This is a genomic window from Naasia sp. SYSU D00948, from assembly GCF_017916515.1.
GTDB lineage: Bacteria > Actinomycetota > Actinomycetes > Actinomycetales > Microbacteriaceae > Naasia.
Genome location: NZ_JAFMTA010000001.1, coordinates 2,115,004 through 2,134,565, shown reverse-complemented (window position 1 = coordinate 2,134,565; position 19,562 = coordinate 2,115,004). Strand labels below are relative to the sequence as shown.

Here is a 19,562-nt window from a genome sequence, read left to right as displayed (position 1 = left end):
GGGCGGCCCGGGCTCTCAGCGCTCGGAGGCCAGCGTGGTGCCGGGATCGGCGCTGCCGTCGGTCACGTACTGCCCCTCGTCGATGCCGATCAGCGAGAGGTTGCGCAGCGACTCGGTCCCCGGCTCGAGGTACCAGTCGTGCCCCACAGACGCGGTCAGCACCTCACCGGTGACAGGGTCCACCGAGCCCGCGACGCTCATCCTCCGCGCGCCGAACTCGGGAGAGCCCGGGTCGACTCCGAAGAAGGCGGTGTGCACCACGGGATCCCATGCCGCCTCTCCCACCCAGACCCTGCCCTCGGGCACCCCGAGGTCCGCGACGGTCTCGGCGACCCCGCCCGGCGACCCCATCATCGCGAGGGCGTCGACGGACATATCGCCGCTGTCGAGCGCGAGCATCACCGCGGTGGCGCCGTAGGAGTGCGCGAAGACGGAGACGTAGGGCTCGTCGCCGTCCCGGAGGGACCTGAGCCCGTTCACCGTCGAGGACAGGAACGCGGCGCCCTGCTCGGCCAGGTCCAGGCCGGCGACATTGGTGACGTCGGGTGTCTGGTAGCCGATCCAGGAGACGGTCGCCACCGTGAAGTCCTCATCGAGGCGCTCGCCCCAGCGCAGCTGCTCGTCGTAGATGTCGGCGGTGACCTTCGTCCACTCCGCCATGTGCTCGCGGACCGAGAGCAGCGCGCCCGGAACGAGGAGGCTCACGTAGTCGGCCTCCTCGAGCTCCCCGAGGGCGACGGCGGCGCGACCCGGCATCACCGTGTCGAGCATGATGAGGCGGCGAGCAGGTCCGCCGTCCGTGCGCTCGAGCGACTCCTCGATCTGGTTCAGCATCTTCAGCCGGTCGATCACCCCGGAGGCCGCCCCCTTCCCGATGCCCGAGCTGAGCCGCGAGCGCAGCTCGTCCTGGGCCGAGGCGAGCTCGGCGCGGTTCGCACGGTCGCGCACCTCGTAGGGGACGCCGTCCAGGTTCCCGATCAGCTCCGGCGCGAGGAGCGCGAGCCCGGCCTGCTCCGACCGGTCCAGAGCGGCCCACCAGGTCTCGACCGCCCGCGCCGACGGCGGAGCGGCGATGAGCTCACGGACGGCCTGCGCGTTGTCGTCGACGAACCCGCGCAGGTCGCGGATCGGGAGCTCACCGATCCCGCGCAGCAGCGCCTCGGGTCCAAGCGAGCGCGCGAGGGCCGCGTCGAGGACCGGCGCCTCGGACGACCCCTCGTAGGAGATCACGGAGGGCATGCAGACGGCAAGGGACGGGGCGGGCTGCACCGGCGCCAGTGTGGCGCCGAGAGCGAGAGCGAGCGCGCTGAAGCTCAGCATGTACCCCACCCCCAGTATGACCGCGTCCCCGCACGGCGCCCGCGATATGGCGGGACGGCTCGATGCCGGACCGGGTACGGGCGTGGCCCCCATAGTAGGGACGCCCCAATCTGGTGGACAGTCCCCCGAATGCTGTGTCGCCGTTGAATGCCGGCGGCGTGTCGGCTGAGCCCCGGAATCCCGAGGAATCGCACGGGATACGTCCCCTGGCGCGCCCCAGTAGTGGGGCTCGACCCTCGCTCACCTGGGGCGCCCATCGGGGACTTCAGTCCCTACCGAAGATTCCCCGCCCGTGGCGCTGAAGGGTGTCGTAGGCCTCGCGATAGGTGGCCGGGATCTTCTCCCCCGATCGTCCGTAGCGGGCGACCAGCATGCCCACGAGACCCACACCCGGCGGGCTGAGCGGCCGGTCCCCCGAGCCCTGCACGAACGGCGCGTTCCTCTCCGGGTTCGTGGGGACGTAGGCAGGGGTCGTGCTCGGCCACGAAGCGGGGTCGCGCGGTGAGGTCAGGGCGATCGCGGAGGCGAGCGTGGGGGCGCCCGCGTCCCTCGCCGTGAGCGGGGGGAGACCGTACTTCTCCGTCAGGGTGCTGATCACGGAGCCGTGATGCATCGCGTCGTGCAGCACCGCGCCCTTGGGCGTGTACGCGGAGATGGCGAGGGCGGGCACGCGGACCCCGAGGCGGTCGAAGCGGAACCCCATCTCCGTGCGAGCCGGCAGATCGGGCGGCGTCGCCCGCGGGGGCGGCACGTGGTCGAAGGTGCCGCCGTGCTCGTCGAACGTCACGAGCAGCATCGTGTTGCCGGCGTTCGATCCCGTCGGGCTCGCACTGTCCCGGATGGCCGAGTAGACGGCCGAGAGCAGGGCCTCCCCTGCGCGCACGTCGGAGACCGCGCCGCCGAGGACGATCCGGCCGTCGACGTCGGTCTCGGTGAGCGGCCCGACCGGAGGATGCATGTCGTTGTGGTCGTAGAGCATCCTCGGCTCGAGAAAGCTGTAGGCCGGGAGCTTGCCGGTCCGGACGTCCTCGTAGAAGCGGGACATCGTGCGGAAGTTGGTGAGGAAGTACGGCTCGAGCGCCGGCGCGTGGATGAGGCCCGTCATCGAGACGAGCTGCCGCTCGTCGTAGTACACGACCCAGTCGATCCCCGCGTCCGAGAGCCGGTTGAAGATGGTGGGAGCCGAGTTCGAGGCATCCAGCCACTTCTTGTAGCCGCCGTGGCCGCTGTTCGTGACGAAGCCGTGCGACGTGGACGCGTGGAAGAACGACCGGTTGCCGAACGTCTGGGACGGCACGGCGCAGTGCCATGCGTCGTAGATCGCGAAGTTCCGCGCGAGGGTCGAGAAGACCGGCAGCATCGCCGGGTCGAAGGCGCCCATCGCCACCCGGTACTCGTCCGCGGTCGGATGCTTGCCGTGGTTCGCGACGAAGGTGTTGATGTAGTCCTGGAGGAAGCCCTCCATGGTGGGTGTGCTGTCGTCCGCGGGCGCGTTGAACGGCGCGGTCATCTCAGCGACCTTGCGGTGCCGGTTGTGGGCCGGATCGACGGTGCCGAACAGCTGCGTGTTGACGTGCGGGAACTCCTCGCCGGGGTCGGGGCGGGGACTGGACATCACCTCGTCCGTAGGTCCCTCGTACCGGTGGGCGTGGACCACCGTCCCGTCCGCGAGGGCGTTCGCGTGCTCGTCCGTTAGGCCATCGGCGGTGCCGCCGGCGGGAGGGGCGGCATCCGAGTAGAGGTAGCCGAAGATGTTGTCGTAGGAGCGGTTCTCGTACATGAGGACCACGAGGTGATCGAACCCCGGCCCGTCCGCGCGGGGGGCCACGGAGGCCGTCGGACCCGGGTCGGGCGCGGGCGGAGGCGTTCTCCCGGCGGCGAACGCGGCCGCAGCGGCTCCCGCGACGCCGGCGGCTCCCACGCCCGCGGCCCGGAGGAAGTTCCTGCGGCTCGACCCGCGACCCGGGCCGCTGCGCTGCCGATCGTCCTTGATCATGGCTCCTCCTGCTCAGCGGACGGCGTCCGGGCCCTCCGCGAGCAGCCGCCGGAACCCGTCCGCGTCGAGGACCGGGATGCCGAGCTGCTCGGCCTTCGTCAGCTTGGAGCCGGCACCCGGTCCGGCGGCGACGAAGTCCGTCTTCTTGGACACGCTCGAGGCCGCCTTGCCTCCGGCGGCCAGGATCGCCTCGACCGCCCCTTCTCGCGTGAACCCCTCGAGGGCCCCGGTCGGCACCACGGTGATGCCGGCGAGGATGCCGCCGCCCTCCCCTGCAGCCGAGCCGGGCCCCGGATGCCCGGGAGTGGCGAGCTGGACGCCGGCGGCGGCCCAGCGCTCGAGGATCTCCTGGTGCCAGTCCACCGCGAACCAGTCGAGCAGGGCGTCCGCGATGATCGGCCCGACCCCCTCGACCGCGGCGAGCTCTTCCCGCGTCGCGGCCCGCATGGCGCCGATCGAGCCGAAGTGGGTGGCGAGCGCGCGGGCGGCCACCGGCCCGACGTGCCGGATGGAGAGCGCCACCAGGATGCGCCAGAGCGGCTGGGTCTTCGCCTTCTCGAGGTTGGCGAGCAGCTCGGTCGCGGTCTTGCTCGGCTGTCCGTTCTTCTTCTGGAAGGGAGCGAGCAGCTTCAGCTCCCCGTTCTCCCGGCGGGGCGCGCCGGTGGCGGGGTCCGACACCGTGACCCGGATCGGGAGCAGCTCCTCGAGCGTGAGGTCGAACAGCCCGGCCTCGGTCTCGAGGGGCGGCGGGACGGGCGTGTAGGGCTGGGTCAGCGCGACGGCGCCGACCTCCCCGAGCGCCTCGATGTCGAGGGCGCCGCGAGAGGCGATGTGCTCGACGCGTCCGCGGAGCTGGGCCGGGCAGGACCGCGTGTTGGGGCAGCGGAGGTCCGCGTCCCCCTCCTTCGCGGGCGCGAGGCGCGTCCCGCACTCGGGGCAGTTCTCCGGCATCACGAACTCGCGCTCGCTGCCGTCCCGGAGCTCCACGACCGGCCCGAGGACCTCGGGGATGACGTCGCCGGCCTTGCGGAGCACGACGGTGTCGCCGATGAGGACGCCCTTGGCCTTGACGACGTCCTGGTTGTGCAGGGTCGCCTGGCTGACGGTGGAGCCCGCGACCTGGGCCGGGGTCATGACCGCGAACGGGGTGGCCCGGCCGGTGCGTCCGATGGAGACGACGATGTTCTCGAGCTTGGTGCGCACCTCCTCGGGCGGGTACTTGTAGGCGATCGCCCAGCGGGGCGCCCGGCTCGTCGCGCCGAGCTCGACGTGCAGGTCGAGGTCGTCGACCTTCACGACGACGCCGTCGATCTGGTGCTCGACGCCGCCCCGGTGCTCGCCGTACTGCCGGATGTAGTCGAGGACGCCGTCGAGGGAGTCGAACACCCGGTAGTGCGAGGAGGTGGGCAGCCCCCACTCGGCGAGCAGCGCGTACACCTCGGACTGCGCGGTGATCGGAGTGGTCGCCTCGATCTCCCCGAGGGGCCAGGCGCCGATGCCGTGCACGAGCATCCGGAGCCGGCGCAGCCGGTCGTGGACGAGGGCGAGCTTCTCGGGGCTCTTGCCCTCCTCCTTCTGCCGCAGGGATCCGCTCGCCGCGTTCCGCGGGTTGGCGAAGACCCGCTCCCCGGCGGCGGCCTGACGGGCGTTGAGCTCGTCGAAGGCCGCGACCGGGAAGAAGATCTCGCCGCGGATCTCGACCAGCGCGGGGTGACCTCTGCCCGAGAGCTGCCGGGGGATGCTGCCCATCGTGAGGACGTTCTGCGTGACGTCCTCGCCCACGACGCCGTCGCCGCGGGTGGCGGCCGACACGAGCCGCCCGCGCTCGTAGCGCAGGCTGATCGCGAGGCCGTCGATCTTGAGCTCGGTGAGGTACCGCACCCGCCGCGGGGCGGCGTCGCGCTCCACGCGAGCGGCCCAGGCCTCCAGCTCCTCCCGGCTGAACACGTTGTCCAGGCTCAGCATGCGCTCGGCGTGCTGCACGGGGGCGAACAGGGTCGTCTCGGCCCTGCCGCCCACGGTCTGGGTGGGGCTGTCCTGCTGCCGCAGCTCCGGATGCTCCTCCTCGAGCTGCTCGAGCCGGCGCACCATCGCGTCGTACTCGGCATCGGAGACGGTCGACGTGTTGCGGCCGTAGTACTCGTCGCGCAGCTCGAGGATGCGCGTCGTGAGGCGGCGGACCTCCTCCTCCGGTCCCTTCAGATCGGGACGGCTGTCGGGCAGCGCCTCGACGGTCTCGTCGCTCATCGCATCACACCCTGGCAGGAGCCGCCGACACGGTGCGGTCGATCGTGCACTGCCCGAGGACACGGGTGCCGAGGTAGACTACCGCGGTCTGGCCGGGCGCCACGCCGTGCAGCGGATCGGCCGGGGTGACGATGAGCTCCGCGTCGCGCACCACGGCGGTCGCGGGCTCCGGGTCCGAGTGGGCGCGGATCTGCACCGAGCACGGGAAGGGGACCGCGGGGTCGAGCGGGAGGCGCCCTGCCCACGTGTACCGGGAGCCTGCGAGCTCCGCCACGGCGAGCGCCTCACGTGGACCTACGACGACCTCGTTGCTCTTCGGCCGGATCTCGAGCACGAAGCGGGGGCGCCCGTCGGGCGCGGGCGTTCCGATGCGCAGGCCGCGGCGCTGCCCCACGGTATAGGCCAGGGCCCCCTCGTGCCGGCCGACGCTCTCCCCCTCCCGGTCGACGATGTCGCCCGGGGCGAGCTCGACGCGCTCCGCGAGCCAGCCGCGGGTGTCGCCGTCCGAGATGAAGCAGATGTCGTGGCTGTCGGGCTTCGCCGCCACGGCGAGACCCCGTGCCGCAGCCTCCGCCCGGACCTGCGCCTTCGACGGCGTGGAGCCGAGCGGGAACATGGCGTGCGCGAGCTGGTCGGTGGTCAGCACCCCGAGCACGTAGGACTGGTCCTTCGCCTCGTCGGAGGCGCGGTGGAGCTCACGGTTGCCGTCGGCATCCGTGACGATGCTCGCGTAGTGCCCGGTGCACACGGCGTCGAAGCCGAGGTCGAGCGCCTTCTCGAGCAGGGCCGCGAACTTGATCCGCTCGTTGCACCGCATGCAGGGGTTCGGCGTCCGGCCCGCGGAGTACTCGGCCACGAAGTCGTCGACGACGTCGAGCTTGAACCGCTCGGAGAAGTCCCAGACGTAGAACGGGATGCCGAGGACGTCGGCGGCGCGGCGGGCGTCCATCGAGTCCTCGATGGTGCAGCAGCCGCGGCTCCCCGTGCGCAGCGTGCCGGGCATCCGGCTGAGCGCGAGGTGCACGCCGACCACGTCGTGACCGGCCTCGACCGCACGGGCCGCGGCGACGGCGGAGTCCACCCCGCCGCTCATGGCCGCCAGAACCCGCATCCCCCGAGTCTAAGTCGGGCCGGCCGGGCTACCGCAGGGCGGGCAGCCGGTCCGAGTGCCCCGCCCGCTGGGCGCGCTCGACCACGGCGGGCAGCACGCGGAGCAGGGCGTCGACGTCCGCCTCGGTGGTACCGGCGCCCAGGCTGAAGCGCAGCGCACCCCGGGCCTCGTGCTCGGGAACGCCCATGGCGAGGAGCACCGCGGACAGCTCGGGAACGCCCGCCTGGCACGCCGCCCCGGTGCTCACCGAGATCCCCGCCAGGTCGAGCAGGAGCAGCAGCGAGTCGCCGTCGCATCCCTCGAACGTGAAGTGGGCGTTGCCGGGCAGCCGCTCGGGCCCGGGTGCCGGGCCGCGGAGCCGGGCGCCGGGGACTGCCGCCAGCACGCCCTCGACGAGCCGGTCGCGGAGCATTGCGAGAGCCGCGGCGTGCTCGGCGAGCCGCTCGGCGGCGAGCGAAGCGGCGACCCCGAACGCCACGGCGCCCGCCACGTCCTGGGTGCCCGAGCGCAGCCCGCGCTGCTGGCCGCCGCCGTGCACCAGGGGCTCTGCCGCCGTTCCCCGGGCCAGGACGAGGGCGCCGATGCCGGCGGGTGCCCCGATCTTGTGGGCGGAGACGCTGAGCGCGGAGAGCCCCGAGGCCCGGAAGTCGACCGGCACCGACCCGAACGCCGCCACGGCATCGGCGTGGATCGGCGCGCCGGCCGCCGCCGCCGCCTCGGCGAGCGCGGTCACGGGCTGGAGCGTGCCGACCTCGTTGTTGGCCCAGAGCACGGAGACCAGGGCCGCGTCTCCTGCTGCGAGAGCCCGCTCCAGCGCCGCCGGCTCGAGCCGGCCCTCGTCGTCCAGAGGAAGCTGCTCGATCGAGGCCCCCTGGTGCGCCTCCAGCCAGGCGGCCGCGTCCGCCGTCGCGTGGTGCTCGCCGCCCGGAAGGACGATCCGGGGTCCGGCCCCCGCCGACCGGCGGGCCCAGTAGATCCCCTTGACGGCGGCGTTGACCGACTCGGTGCCGCCGGACGTGAAGACGACCTCGATCGGATCGCCGCCGAGGGCGGCCGCCACCCGCTCCCGCGCCTCCTCGAGCATCCGCTTGGCGGCCTGCCCGTGGCTGTGGATCGACGACGCGTTGCCCACGATCGAAAGCGCGGCGACATACGCCTCGAGCACCTCGGGAAGCAAGGGGGTTGTCGCGGCGTGATCCAGGTAGATCGCCATCTGAATACGCTATCCCCATGACGCCGGACGATCCTTCGAGGAATCCCGGCGGGACCGCCGCACCGAGCGCGGTCGCGCTGACCCCGCAGGATCCCCTCCGCGACCTGGGCGTCACGGTCGCGAACGGTCGCGGCACCCTCCGCGTGTGGAGCGGCGCGGCGGACGCCGTCGAGCTGTGCCTCTTCGACCAGCGCGACCCGAACTGGATCACCTCCCGCATCCCGCTGGTCCGGAACGAGCACGGGGTGTGGAGCGGCTCGTCGTCCCTGCTGACGCCGGGGCGCCGGTACGGCATCCGGGTCGCCGGACCGCACGGGCACGGGAACACCTTCAACCCGTCCACCGTGCTGCTCGACCCCTACGCGCGCGGGGTCTCCCGGGTCGGGCCGAACTCGTGGCAGAGCGTCGTCATGGACAACGCCTTCGACTGGGGCGGCGTGCAGAAGCCGAGGACGCCGCTCGGCCGGAGCGTGATCTACGAGGCCCACGTGCGCGGCCTCACCAAGCTCAACTCGCGCATCCCCGAGCACCTGCGCGGGACCTACGCCGGGCTCGCGAACGAGCGGACCATCGAGTACCTCCTCGACCTCGGCGTGACGGCGGTCGAGCTGCTGCCCGTGCACGCGTTCACGAGCGAGCGCCGGCTGATCCGGCAGGGCCTGCGGAACTACTGGGGCTACAACACCCTCTCCTTCTTCGCTCCCCACCCCGACTACGCCTCGGCCGACAACGTGAAGGCCGGCCCGCAGGCGGCGCTCTCGGAGTTCAAGGGGATGGTGAAGCTCCTGCACCAGGCGGGCATCGAGGTCATCCTCGACGTCGTCTACAACCACACCGCCGAGGAGGGCCTCGGCGGGCCCCGCACCAGCTTCCGGGGCATCGACAACGCGGGCTACTACCGCCAGGCGGCCGGCGGCGAGTACGTCGACACGACCGGATGCGGGAACACGCTCGACTTCAGCCAGGAGACCCCGATCCGCCTCGTGCTCGACTCCGTCCGGTACTGGGCGAACGAGATGCAGATCGACGGCTTCCGCTTCGACCTCGCGGTGGCCCTCGGCAGGGACGCGCGCGGCTACTTCGACCCCGAGCACCCCCTGCTGCTCGCGCTCCGCGACGATCCGGCACTGGAGGGGGTCAAGCTCATCGCGGAGCCGTGGGACGTGGGGCTCGGCGGCTGGCAGACGGGGAACTTCCCGCCGGGCTGGAGCGAGTGGAACGACCGGTTCCGGGACGCCGCCCGCGACTTCTGGCTCACCGACCTGGCCGCGGCCCGCCGCGGCGAGACGACTCCCGGCGAGGCGGGCCGGCTGGCCAACGTCCTCGCCGGATCGGCCGACCTGTTCTCCGGGGACCGCGGTCCGCTGGCCTCGGTCAACTTCGTCACCGCCCACGACGGCTTCACCCTGGCGGACCTCACCTCGTACAACGAGAAGCACAACCTCGGCAACGGCGAGCACAACCGCGACGGCGCGAACGACAACCGGTCGTTCAACTTCGGGGTCGAGGGCGACACCCGCAGCCCGCGCATCCTGGCCGACCGGCGGCGCGCGATGCGGAACCTGCTCGGCACCCTGCTCCTGTCCGCCGGCGTGCCGATGATCACCGCCGGCGACGAGTTCGGCCGCAGCCAGCGGGGCAACAACAACGCGTACAACCAGGACAGCGAGCTGACCTGGATGGCGTGGCAGCACCGCCCGTGGCAGCGCGACCTCCGGGAGGTCACCAAGCGCCTCCTCCGCCTGCGCCGCGAGAACCCGGCGCTGCGTCCGTCCCGGTTCGCCCGCGCCGGCGCACCGACGCCCAACGCGTCGGAGATGAGCTGGTACTCCCCGCGCGGCACCCCCATGGCCTCCCGCGACTGGCACGCGCCCGACGCCCGCTGCATCCAGTACCTCGCCGCGACGACGCCGGAGAGCGAGGAGTTCAACATGGTGCTGCTCGTCGTCTGCGGCGCCGAGCACGAGTGCAGCGTCCGGCTTCCCGACCACGCGGGGGTGTCCGGCTACGAGCTGCTCTGGACGAGCGCGGACGACAGCGCGTTCGGCACCGTGCACGAGACGCGGTCGACCTACGCGGTGCCCGGTCCCGCCCTCGCGCTGTTCCGCGCCCACACCACCGGCTGACGCTTCACGGATCCGGAGGACCTGCACGGATCCGGAGGACCTGCGCGGATCCGGACGAACGCGAGACACGCCGCCCGAGGCGCTCCTCGGACGGCGTGTCGTCGTGTCTCTCCGGATCGGCGCAGCCGTTCCGGATTCGTGCAGGCGTCAGTGCGCCATGGTCACCAGACCGAGCTCCGCCGGGCTCGCCAGGTAGGGGCTCTTCGGCACGACGCGGACGTTGTAGCCGAAGGAGCCGGGGCGCGTGAGCGTGACGGTGCCCGCGAAGGTCGTGGAGCCGTCGAGGGTGATCGCGCCCGTGGTGGGCCGGTCGGTGTCCTCGACGAGCGGCACGAGCTCGACGGTCGTGGTGTCCTCGAGCGCGTCGCCCTCGATGCTCTTGCCGTAGATGACCTGTACCGAGACGTCCTCCGGGGCGAGGCCGCCGAGCTGGACGCGGGCTCGCACGTGCAGCTCGTCCCCGACCCGGGGCACGCTCGTGAGGCCGCCGGACTCGACGTGCAGGACCTGCACGCCGCCCCAGTCCTTGCGGACCTCCTGCTTCCACTTCGCGAGCTCGCGGCCCGCCGCGTAGTCGTCCTCGGCGATGACCGCGGCGGCCTTGCCGGCCGGCGTGTAGAGCTTCGCCACGTACTCCTTGACCATCCGGTCCGCGCTGAGCTCCGGGGAGAGCGTCGCGAGCGTGTGCCGCATCGACTTCACCCAGCGCGTGGGCACGCCGTCCTTGCCGCGGTCGTAGTAGCGGGGCGCGATCTGGTGCTCGATCAGGTCGTACAGCGCCCCCGCCTCGAGCGCGTCGCGCTCTGCGGCGTCTCCGGCGGCGTCCGAGGACGGGATCGCCCACCCGTTCTCGCCGTCGTAGTACTCGTTCCACCAGCCGTCGAGAATCGAGAGGTTGAGGGCGCCGTTGAGGGACGCCTTCATGCCGGAGGTCCCGCACGCCTCGAGCGGACGCAGCGGGTTGTTGAGCCAGACGTCGCAGCCCGGATAGAGCAGCTGGGCCATCGCGATGTCGTAGTTCGGCAGGAAGACGAGCCGCCGCCGGATCTCCGGGTCCTGCGCGAACGTGACGAGCCGCTGGATCAGGCGCTTCCCCTCGTCGTCGGCGGGATGCGACTTGCCGGCGATGATGAGCTGCACGGGGCGCTTGCGCGAGGTGAGGATGCTGCGCAGCCGCTCCTCGTCGTGCAGCATCAGCGTGAGGCGCTTGTAGGTCGGCACGCGACGCGCGAAGCCGATCGTGAGGACGTTGGGGTCGAGGGCGTCCTCGATCCAGGTCGGGATGACCGAGCCGGGGTTCTGCAGCTGCCACGCCGCCCGGATGCGCTCGCGGGCGTCGACGACGAGCTGCTCGCGCATCTCCGTCTTCACGCGCCAGAGCTCCTCGTCCGACACCGCGGTGGACCGCCAGTCGGCGACGGTGGTGTCCGAGGTGCCGAGCCGCTCCTCGGCGAGGTGCATGAGGCGCGGGTCCGTCCAGGTCGGCGCGTGCACGCCGTTGGTGACGGACGTGATCGGCACGTCCGCCTCGTCGAAGCCCGGCCAGAGCCCGGAGAACATGCTGCGGCTCACGTGCCCGTGCAGCTTCGACACGCCGTTCGCGTGCTGGGCGAGGCGGAGGCCCATGACCGCCATGTTGAACACCGCGCCGTTGCCGCCCGGGTAGTCCTCGGTGCCGAGGGAGAGGACGTCGTGGACGCCGACGCTCGGGAGGAGGTCCGTCGAGAAGTAGGCCTCGACGAGGGACCGGTCGAACCGGTCGATGCCCGCGGGGACCGGCGTGTGGGTGGTGAACACCGTCCCGGCCCGCACCACCTCGAGCGCCTCGCCGAAGGTCAGCCCCGCGGCGACCAGGTCGCTGATCCGCTCGAGGCCGAGGAAGCCCGCGTGGCCCTCGTTGGTGTGGAAGACCTGCGGGAACTCGGTCCCGGTGAGCTCCGAGTACAGCTTGATGGCGCGGACGCCGCCGATGCCGAGCAGCAGCTCCTGCAGGAGGCGGTGCTCCCCGCCGCCGCCGTAGAGGCGGTCGGTGACGCTGCGCAGGGAGTCCTCGTTCTCCGGGATGTCCGTGTCGAGCATCAGCAGCTTCACACGGCCGACGTACGCCTGCCAGACGCGCGCGAACAGGGTGCGCGACCCGGGCAGGGCGAGCGCGACCTGCGCCGGCGCTCCGTCCGCACCGCGGAGGAGGGACAGCGGGAGGCCGTCCGGGTCGAGGACCGGGTACGTCTCCTGCTGCCAGCCGTCCGGGGAGATCGCCTGCTTGAAGTAGCCGGAGCGGTAGAACAGGCCGACCGCGAGCAGCGGGACGCCGAGGTCGGACGCGCTCTTGAGGTGGTCGCCCGCGAGGATGCCGAGACCGCCCGAGTACTGCGGGAGGGCGGCGGCGATGCCGAACTCCGGCGAGAAGTACGCGATCGACGACGGGGCGTCCGTCTGCGACTGATACCAGCGCGGCTGCGAGATGTAGGTGTGCAGGTCGTCGCGGAGCGCGTTGGCCCGAGCGATGAACTCGCCGTCGCCCGCGAGCTCCTGCACCCGCTCCGGCGGGACCATGCCGAGCAGCGCCACCGGATCGTGGCGGCTCTCCTTCCACAGCTCCGGGTCGATGTACGAGAAGAGCTCCCGGGTGGGCTCATGCCACGACCAGCGCAGGTTGCCTGCGAGTTCGTCCAGCGCGGAGAGAGCCTCCGGCAGGACCGTGCGGACCGTGAACCGGCGAATTGCCTTCATTGGGCTCCCATTCGACTGTGGCGCGATTCGGTCCCACCCTAAGACAGAGTGGAAGCGGTTTCGTTCCACTCCGCGCCAGGGTCGTTAGCCCCCATTCGGGGTGTCTCGCAAGCCTCGCCCCCGGGACGCTGGCGGGACAGAGCCCAGGGCTAGAGTGACAGCGTGGCGACTCACGACGAGGAGGCCAGGGCGTCACGCCCGGCCGCACGGAGAACGAGCACACGACGGGCGGCCCCGGATGGGCCGGCGCCAGGGGGACGGGAGACCTCCCCCGAGGACGCCGTCGCGACGACCGACACGGCCCCCGCAGCCGAGGGCGCGCCGACCCGGGCGAGACGCAGGCCGGCGAGCCGGGCGGCCAAGGCGGACGGCGGCGGGCGCGCCGGCGAGCCCGAGTGGACGCCGGTCCTGGGGCGCATCCCGATCCTCGACCTCTCCCCGCAGCAGCCGGACGACCTTTGGCCGGCGAAGGCCTTCGTCGGCGAGGTGGTCCCCTTCGCGGCCACGGTGTTCCGGGAGGGCCACGACCTGCTCGGCGCCGACGTCGTGCTGACCGACCCGAGCGGGCGCACCACCGAGCACCGGATGCGGCTCGTGTCCAAGGGTCTCGACCGGTGGCAGTCCGAGGTGCTGGTCGAGGAGGCGGGCTTCTGGGTCTTCCGCGTGAAGGCCTGGGGCGACGACTACCACACGTGGCTCCACAACGCCGAGGTCAAGATCCCGGCGGGCATCGACGTCGAGCTCATGTTCACCATCGGCCGCCAGCTGTTCGAGCGCGCCGCCGGTGAGGAGAGCCGCTCCGAGGAGGACCGGCAGCTCTTCGCGGCCGCTGCACAGCGGCTCGCCGACGCGTCCCTCCCCGTCGAGGAGCGCCTGCACGCGGCCACCGAGCCCGGCGTGACCGCCGCCCTGGAGCGCGTCCCCCTGGCCAGCCTGGTCACCTACTCCCCCGAGCGCCGGCTCCGCGTCGAGCGCGAGCGGGCGGGCCGTGGCGCCTGGTACGAGTTCTTCCCGCGCTCGGAGGGCGCGGTGCAGAACGAGGACGGCTCCTGGCGGTCCGGCACGTTCCGGACCGCGGCCGAGCGCCTTCCCGCCATCAAGGAGCTGGGCTTCGACGTCGTCTACATCCCGCCGGTCCACCCGATCGGGCGCACCAACCGCAAGGGTCCCAACAACACCCTGACGGCCGGGCCGCACGACCCGGGCTCGCCGTACGGCATCGGGGCGGCCGAGGGCGGGCACGACGCCCTCCATCCGGAGCTCGGGAACGAGGACGACTTCCGCTTCTTCCGCGAGCAGGTCGAGAGCCACGGGATGGAGCTGGCGCTCGACATCGCGCTCCAGGCCTCCCCCGACCACCCGTGGGTCGCGGAGCACCCGGAGTTCTTCACGACGCTGCCCGACGGCAGCATCGCGTACGCGGAGAACCCGCCGAAGAAGTACCAGGACATCTATCCCCTGAACTTCGACAACGACCCCGAGGGCATCTACCAGGAGATGCTGCGCATCTTCCTGCACTGGATCGGGCTCGGGGTGAAGATCTTCCGCGTCGACAACCCGCACACCAAGCCGCTGGCCTTCTGGGAGCGCCTCCTCCACGAGGTGAACTCGGCGCATCCGGAGGTCATCTTCCTCTCGGAGGCCTTCACCCGGCCGCCGATGATGCGAGGGCTCGCGAAGGTGGGGTACCAGCAGAGCTACACGTACTTCACCTGGCGCAACAGCAAGCAGGAGCTGACGGAGTACCTCACGGAGCTGTCGCGCGAGACCGCGGACTACCTGCGGCCGAACTTCTTCGTCAACACGCACGACATCCTCACGCCGTACCTCCAGTTCGGCGGCCCCGCCGCCTACAAGGTGCGCGCCGCCATCGCCGCGACCGCCGTCCCCATCTGGGGCGTCTACTCCGGCTACGAGCTCATCGAGAACGTGGCGCGACCCGGGTCCGAGGAGAACATCGACAACGAGAAGTACGAGTTCAAGCCGCGGGACTGGGCCGCCGCGGAGCGGAGCGGCCGGTCGATCGCGCCCTACCTCGGCCGGCTCAACCGGATCCGGCGCGAGCACCCGGCGCTCGGCCAGCTCCGCAACATCGACTTCCACTGGAGCGACGACACCGAGATCCTGGTGTACAGCAAGTACATCGAGGGCCGGTTCACGCCGACGGGCGCCTCCGACGCCCTCATCGTCATCGCGAACGTGGACCCGCACTCCGTCCGCGAGACGACGGTGCACCTCGACACCTCCCTCTTCGGGGTCGAGCCCGGCACCGCGTACCAGGTGCACGACCTGATCACCGACCAGACCTGGACCTGGGGCGAGCACAACTACGTGCGCCTGGACCCCTTCCGGGAGCCCGCGCACATCCTGCACGTCACCGGGCCCGCCGCCCCCCAGTACTACTGAGGGCACTCCTCAAGGAAGGCACGCATGGCCAACGCCACCGCTGAGAGCACTCCCGAGCCGGTCTTCCACCTGCCGGAGATCCCCGACCACGAGCTGGCCCGCATCGCGGGCGGGGTCCACTCCGGGCCGCACTCCGTGCTGGGGCAGCACCCCATCCACGCGGAGGGCGTCACGGATCCCGTGGTCGCGATCCGCGCCCTGCGCCCGCTCGCCGAGAAGGTGACCGCGGTGCTCTCCACCGGCGCCCGGGTCGACCTCGCGCACATCGGGCACGGAGTCTGGCAGGGCGTCAGCATCCTGGGCTTCACCGACTACGTCATCGAGGCCCGGTACTCGGACGGCAACGAGTGGGTGGTCGACGACCCCTACCGGTACCTCCCCTCGATCGGCGACCTGGACCTCTACCTCTTCGGCGAGGGACGGCACGAGCGCCTGTGGGACGTCCTCGGCGCGCACTACCGCGAGCACTGGGGCGTGGACGCGCCGTCGAAGGGCGTCTCCTTCACCGTGTGGGCTCCGCACGCCCAGGCCGTGCGGGTGATCGGCGAGTTCAACCGGTGGGACGGCACGCTGCACGCCATGCGCCGGCTCGACGCCAACGGTGTATGGGAGCTGTTCGTCCCCGGCCTCGAGCCGCACACCCCCTACAAGTTCGAGATCCTCACGGCGGCCGGTCACTGGATCGAGAAGGCCGACCCGATGGCGCAGTACACCGAGCACCCTCCCGCCACCGCGTCGGTGGTGGGCACCAGCTCGTACGAGTGGGGCGACGCGGAGTGGATGGCGAAGCGCGCGAGCGTGGACCCGCACAACCAGCCGATGAGCATCTACGAGATGCACGTCGCCTCGTGGCGGCCCGGCCTCGGCTACCGGGAGCTCGCCGACCAGCTCATCGAGTACCTGCAGGAGACCGCGTACACCCACGTCGAGTTCCTGCCCCTCGCCGAGCATCCGTTCGGCGGCTCCTGGGGCTACCAGGTCACGGGGTACTACGCCCCCACCTCACGGTTCGGCCACCCGGACGACCTGCGGTACCTCATCGACCGCCTGCACCAGGCGGGCATCGGCGTCATCATGGACTGGGTCCCGGCCCACTTCCCGAAGGACGAGTTCGCACTCGCCCGCTTCGACGGCCAGCCCCTCTACGAGCACAGCGACCCCCGCAAGGGCGAGCACCAGGACTGGGGCACGCTCGTCTTCGACTTCGGCGAGTCCCACGTCCGCAACTTCCTCGTCGCCAACGCGCTCTACTGGCTCGACGAGTTCCACATCGACGGGCTCCGGGTCGACGCGGTGGCGTCGATGCTCTACCTCGACTACTCCCGCAACCCCGGCGAGTGGGAGCCGAACCAGTACGGCGGCCGGGAGAACCTCGAGGCCATCAGCTTCCTGCAGGAGGTCAACGCGACCGCCTACAAGTCGTACCCCGGCATCGTCATGATCGCGGAGGAGTCCACCGCCTGGGGCGGCGTGACCCACCCCACCTCGCAGGGCGGCCTCGGGTTCGGGCTCAAGTGGAACATGGGCTGGATGAACGACTCGCTCCGGTTCATGCACGAGGACCCGATGTACCGGACCTACCACCACAACATGATGACGTTCACGTTCGTGTACGCCTTCACCGAGAGCTTCCTGCTGCCGATCAGCCACGACGAGGTCGTGCACGGCAAGGGATCCCTCTTCTCCAAGATGCCCGGCGACCACTGGCAGAAGCTCGCCAACGTCCGGGTCTTCCTCGCGTTCCAGTGGGCGCATCCCGGCAAGCAGCTGCTCTTCATGGGCTCCGAGTTCGGCCAGCCCTCCGAGTGGAGCGAGGAGCGCGGACTCGACTGGTGGATCCTCGACCAGCCCGTCCACCGCGGCCTGCAGCGGTACGTGGGCCAGCTCAACCGCATCTACCGGGACAACCCGTCCCTCTGGGAGCGCGACAACACCGAGCAGGGCTTCTCCTGGATCGACGGCGGCGACGCGGCCAACAACCTCATCTCGTTCCTCCGCTGGGACAACTGGGGGAACCCGGTCGCCGCGATCTTCAACTTCGGCGGCAACCCGGTCGGCCCGTACCGCATCGGCCTCCCCCAGGAGGGCGTGTGGGACGAGCTGCTCAACAGCGACGCGACCGAGTTCGGCGGCTCCGGTGTCGGGAACTTCGGCTCCGTCACGGCCGAGCCGGTGCCGCACCAGGGCCAGCCCGCCTCCGCCGAGATCACGATCCCCCCGCTCGGCGCCCTGTACCTCAAGCCCAGGTCCGCGGTCCAGGAGCCGCCCGCCGAGCTGCCCGCCGAGGCGGCAGCCCCCGAGGGCCCCGCGGAGCGCGAGGACGAGATCACCGAGGAGCAGCGCGCGGCGCAAGCCGAGGCCGAGCAGCGCGCCGCCGAGGCGCGGGAGGAACCGGCCCCCAATCCGGGGGCGGAAGCGCCGTAGCGGCGGCGTTTCCCTTGCCGCCCCTTCCGGGCCAGCACTAGCCTGAACGCACCGGCGAGGAGCCGGCCGCCACCCGAAACCCCGGTCGGCCGGCCTCCCAGTCGATGCGCCTTTACCCGAGACGCACCTACCCACCCCTTGCCGCCGAGCCCGGTCTCCGGCCCGGCCTCGACGGCTCACCCCGAAAGAGCCCACCCGATGCTCACCTCCCCCTACCCCCCTCCCTTCGGAGAGTGTCCGCGCCTCCACCCGGCGGCCGGAACCGCGTGACCCACGCGGCGTCCCAGGCAGGCAGCCCCGCCCCTGAGACGCACCGTGCGCGCCGCTCCCCCGGCCGCACGCCACACACTCTCCCGGAGGACCCCCTCCGGCTCCTGCTCTAGACCCGAATGGATCAGGCCCCGTGACCACCTCTGTACGCGTCCCGCTCGACACAGCATCGGCGACCCTCGCCCCGCAGCTCGCGCTCGACTGGTCGAAGCGCTACGCACTCCGCGTCGCCGTCGGCGACACGCTGACGGTCCTCGCGACCGCCGCGGCCGCTCACCTCCTCGTGTTCCACACGGCCAACACGGCCTTCCACTCCCGCGGCGTCCTCGACGGGGCGGTGACCCCCCTCCACCTGGGACTCGTCCTCGTGGTCGTGTGGAGCCTCGCCCTGCGCCTCGTCGACACGCGCGCCGAGCGGATCATCGGCAGCGGCGCGACGGAGTACAAGCGGCTGACCCACGCGTCGATCTTCACGTTCGGCCTGTTCCTGCTGGGCGCCTTCTTCCTCGACCTCGACATCTCCCGGGCCTACGCGCTGATCGTGTTCCCGCTCGGGACCGTCGCCCTCATGCTCAACCGGTGGCTGTGGCGGCGCTGGCTGCTGCGGCGTCGCGCGAAGGGCGAGTACAGCTCCCGCGTGGTCCTCATCGGCTCCCGCGGCTCGGTCCTCGACACCGCGCGGGACCTCATGGACCGCCCGCAGCACGGCTACCAGGTGGTCGGCGTCGGCCTCACCGACGGACCCGACGAGGGCGTCCTCAGCGGCACGGGCCTCCCGATCATCGGCCGCATCGACGACATCCCGTCCCTGCTGGACACGTACGGAGCGGACACCCTCATCGCGACGAACTCCGACCGCCTCCCGGCGGAGCGCGTGCGCGAGATCAGCTGGGGTCTGGACCCGCAGCGTCACAAGCTGGTCCTGGCGCCGAGCATCACCGACGTGGCCGGAAGCCGCGTGCACCTGCGCCCCGTCAACGGCCTGCCGCTGCTGCACGTCGAGACCCCGCAGTACGAGGGCCCGCAGCGCGTCGCCAAGCGGATCTTCGACGTCGTCGTCGCGGCGCTGCTGCTCCTCGCGCTGCTGCCGCTGCTCGTGGCGATCGCGGTGCTCGTGAAGCGCGAGGACCGGGGGCCCGTCTTCTACTCGCAGGAGCGTGTGGGCCGGGACGGGACGACCTTCCGCATCCTCAAGTTCCGCTCGATGTACATGGACGCCGACGCGCGCCGTGCGGAGCTGCTCGAGAAGATGGCCGGTGAGCGCAGGCTGTTCAAGATGGCGGACGACCCGCGGGTGACCCCGATCGGGCGCGTCCTCCGCCGCTACTCGCTCGACGAGCTCCCCCAGCTCATCAACGTGCTCCGCGGCGACATGAGCCTCGTCGGCCCCCGGCCCGCGCTGCCGGAGGAGGTGTCCGACTACAACTCGAAGGAGCGCCGTCGGCTCGTCGTCACGCCCGGCATGAGCGGCCTCTGGCAGGTGAGCGGACGGTCCAACCTCGGCTGGGACGACGGCATCCGCCTCGACCTCTACTACGCGGACAACTGGTCGATGACCGGCGACCTCGTCATCCTCTGGCGCACCGCGAAGGCCGTGCTGAGGCCGGACGGCGCCTACTGACGCCTTGCGCCGGCGCCTCCTGCGCCGAGCGCGGGCTGGAACACCGAGAGCACCCCGGGGACGGGGTGCTCTCGGCGTTTCCGGCGCATCCGGCG

General features: G+C 71.7%; 10 protein-coding genes. 4 read left to right on the top strand and 6 right to left on the bottom strand.

What is annotated here, in order from left to right; translation table 11 throughout:
- Nucleotides 1–15: 15 nt before the first annotated feature.
- The 5 genes from J3P30_RS09985 to J3P30_RS09965 all read right to left on the bottom strand — a co-directional run bounded on the left by J3P30_RS09985 (nt 16) and on the right by J3P30_RS09965 (nt 7,887).
- Nucleotides 16–1,320: an alpha/beta hydrolase gene (locus J3P30_RS09985; protein ID WP_210480883.1), complete on the bottom strand. Its 1,305-nt coding sequence runs from the start codon at nt 1,318–1,320 to the stop codon at nt 16–18.
- Nucleotides 1,321–1,585: 265 nt separating this feature from the next.
- On the bottom strand, nt 1,586–3,316 hold the full coding sequence (locus tag J3P30_RS09980; protein ID WP_210480882.1) for an alkaline phosphatase family protein: 1,731 nt from the start codon (nt 3,314–3,316) through the stop codon (nt 1,586–1,588).
- A 12-nt stretch (nt 3,317–3,328) separates the two neighbouring features.
- The gene (ligA, locus tag J3P30_RS09975) at nt 3,329–5,563 is read right to left on the bottom strand and encodes an NAD-dependent DNA ligase LigA (protein WP_210480881.1); all 2,235 of its coding nucleotides are present in this window, start codon (nt 5,561–5,563) and stop codon (nt 3,329–3,331) included.
- 4 nt (nt 5,564–5,567) lie between these two features.
- Nucleotides 5,568–6,674, bottom strand: a complete 1,107-nt coding sequence (mnmA, locus tag J3P30_RS09970) for a tRNA 2-thiouridine(34) synthase MnmA (protein WP_210480880.1) — start codon at nt 6,672–6,674, stop codon at nt 5,568–5,570.
- A gap of 28 nt (nt 6,675–6,702) precedes the next feature.
- Nucleotides 6,703–7,887 (bottom strand): cysteine desulfurase family protein, encoded by a 1,185-nt coding sequence (locus J3P30_RS09965; RefSeq protein ID WP_210480879.1) that lies wholly within the window; start codon nt 7,885–7,887, stop codon nt 6,703–6,705.
- Nucleotides 7,888–7,904: 17 nt separating this feature from the next.
- On the opposite strand from J3P30_RS09965, the gene glgX reads away from it, so the two are divergent.
- Nucleotides 7,905–10,013: a glycogen debranching protein GlgX gene (glgX, locus tag J3P30_RS09960; RefSeq protein ID WP_210480878.1), complete on the top strand. Its 2,109-nt coding sequence runs from the start codon at nt 7,905–7,907 to the stop codon at nt 10,011–10,013.
- A 147-nt stretch (nt 10,014–10,160) separates the two neighbouring features.
- On the opposite strand, the gene glgP is transcribed toward glgX, so the two are convergent.
- The gene (glgP, locus tag J3P30_RS09955) at nt 10,161–12,746 is read right to left on the bottom strand and encodes an alpha-glucan family phosphorylase (protein WP_210480877.1); all 2,586 of its coding nucleotides are present in this window, start codon (nt 12,744–12,746) and stop codon (nt 10,161–10,163) included.
- 162 nt (nt 12,747–12,908) lie between these two features.
- On the opposite strand from glgP, the gene J3P30_RS09950 reads away from it, so the two are divergent.
- The 3 genes from J3P30_RS09950 to J3P30_RS09940 all read left to right on the top strand — a co-directional run bounded on the left by J3P30_RS09950 (nt 12,909) and on the right by J3P30_RS09940 (nt 19,467).
- Nucleotides 12,909–15,152: an alpha-1,4-glucan--maltose-1-phosphate maltosyltransferase gene (locus J3P30_RS09950; protein ID WP_210480876.1), complete on the top strand. Its 2,244-nt coding sequence runs from the start codon at nt 12,909–12,911 to the stop codon at nt 15,150–15,152.
- Between the two features lie 24 nt (nt 15,153–15,176).
- Complete coding sequence (gene glgB, locus J3P30_RS09945) at nt 15,177–17,576, top strand: 1,4-alpha-glucan branching protein GlgB (RefSeq protein WP_210480875.1); 2,400 nt, start codon at nt 15,177–15,179, stop codon at nt 17,574–17,576.
- Between the two features lie 403 nt (nt 17,577–17,979).
- Nucleotides 17,980–19,467 (top strand): sugar transferase, encoded by a 1,488-nt coding sequence (locus J3P30_RS09940; RefSeq protein ID WP_307807465.1) that lies wholly within the window; start codon nt 17,980–17,982, stop codon nt 19,465–19,467.
- The last annotated feature ends 95 nt before the right edge of the window (nt 19,468–19,562 follow it).

What these genes read in the sequence shown, in the direction of transcription:
- J3P30_RS09965 (WP_210480879.1), bottom strand. Translation starts at nt 7,887, where the DNA reads ATGGCGATCTACCTGGATCACGCCGCGACAACCCCCTTGCTTCCCGAG.
- ligA (WP_210480881.1), bottom strand. Translation starts at nt 5,563, where the DNA reads ATGAGCGACGAGACCGTCGAGGCGCTGCCCGACAGCCGTCCCGATCTG.
- J3P30_RS09980 (WP_210480882.1), bottom strand. Translation starts at nt 3,316, where the DNA reads ATGATCAAGGACGATCGGCAGCGCAGCGGCCCGGGTCGCGGGTCGAGC.
- glgX (WP_210480878.1), top strand. Translation starts at nt 7,905, where the DNA reads ATGACGCCGGACGATCCTTCGAGGAATCCCGGCGGGACCGCCGCACCG.
- mnmA (WP_210480880.1), bottom strand. Translation starts at nt 6,674, where the DNA reads ATGCGGGTTCTGGCGGCCATGAGCGGCGGGGTGGACTCCGCCGTCGCC.
- J3P30_RS09985 (WP_210480883.1), bottom strand. Translation starts at nt 1,320, where the DNA reads ATGCTGAGCTTCAGCGCGCTCGCTCTCGCTCTCGGCGCCACACTGGCG.
- glgP (WP_210480877.1), bottom strand. Translation starts at nt 12,746, where the DNA reads ATGAAGGCAATTCGCCGGTTCACGGTCCGCACGGTCCTGCCGGAGGCT.
- glgB (WP_210480875.1), top strand. Translation starts at nt 15,177, where the DNA reads ATGGCCAACGCCACCGCTGAGAGCACTCCCGAGCCGGTCTTCCACCTG.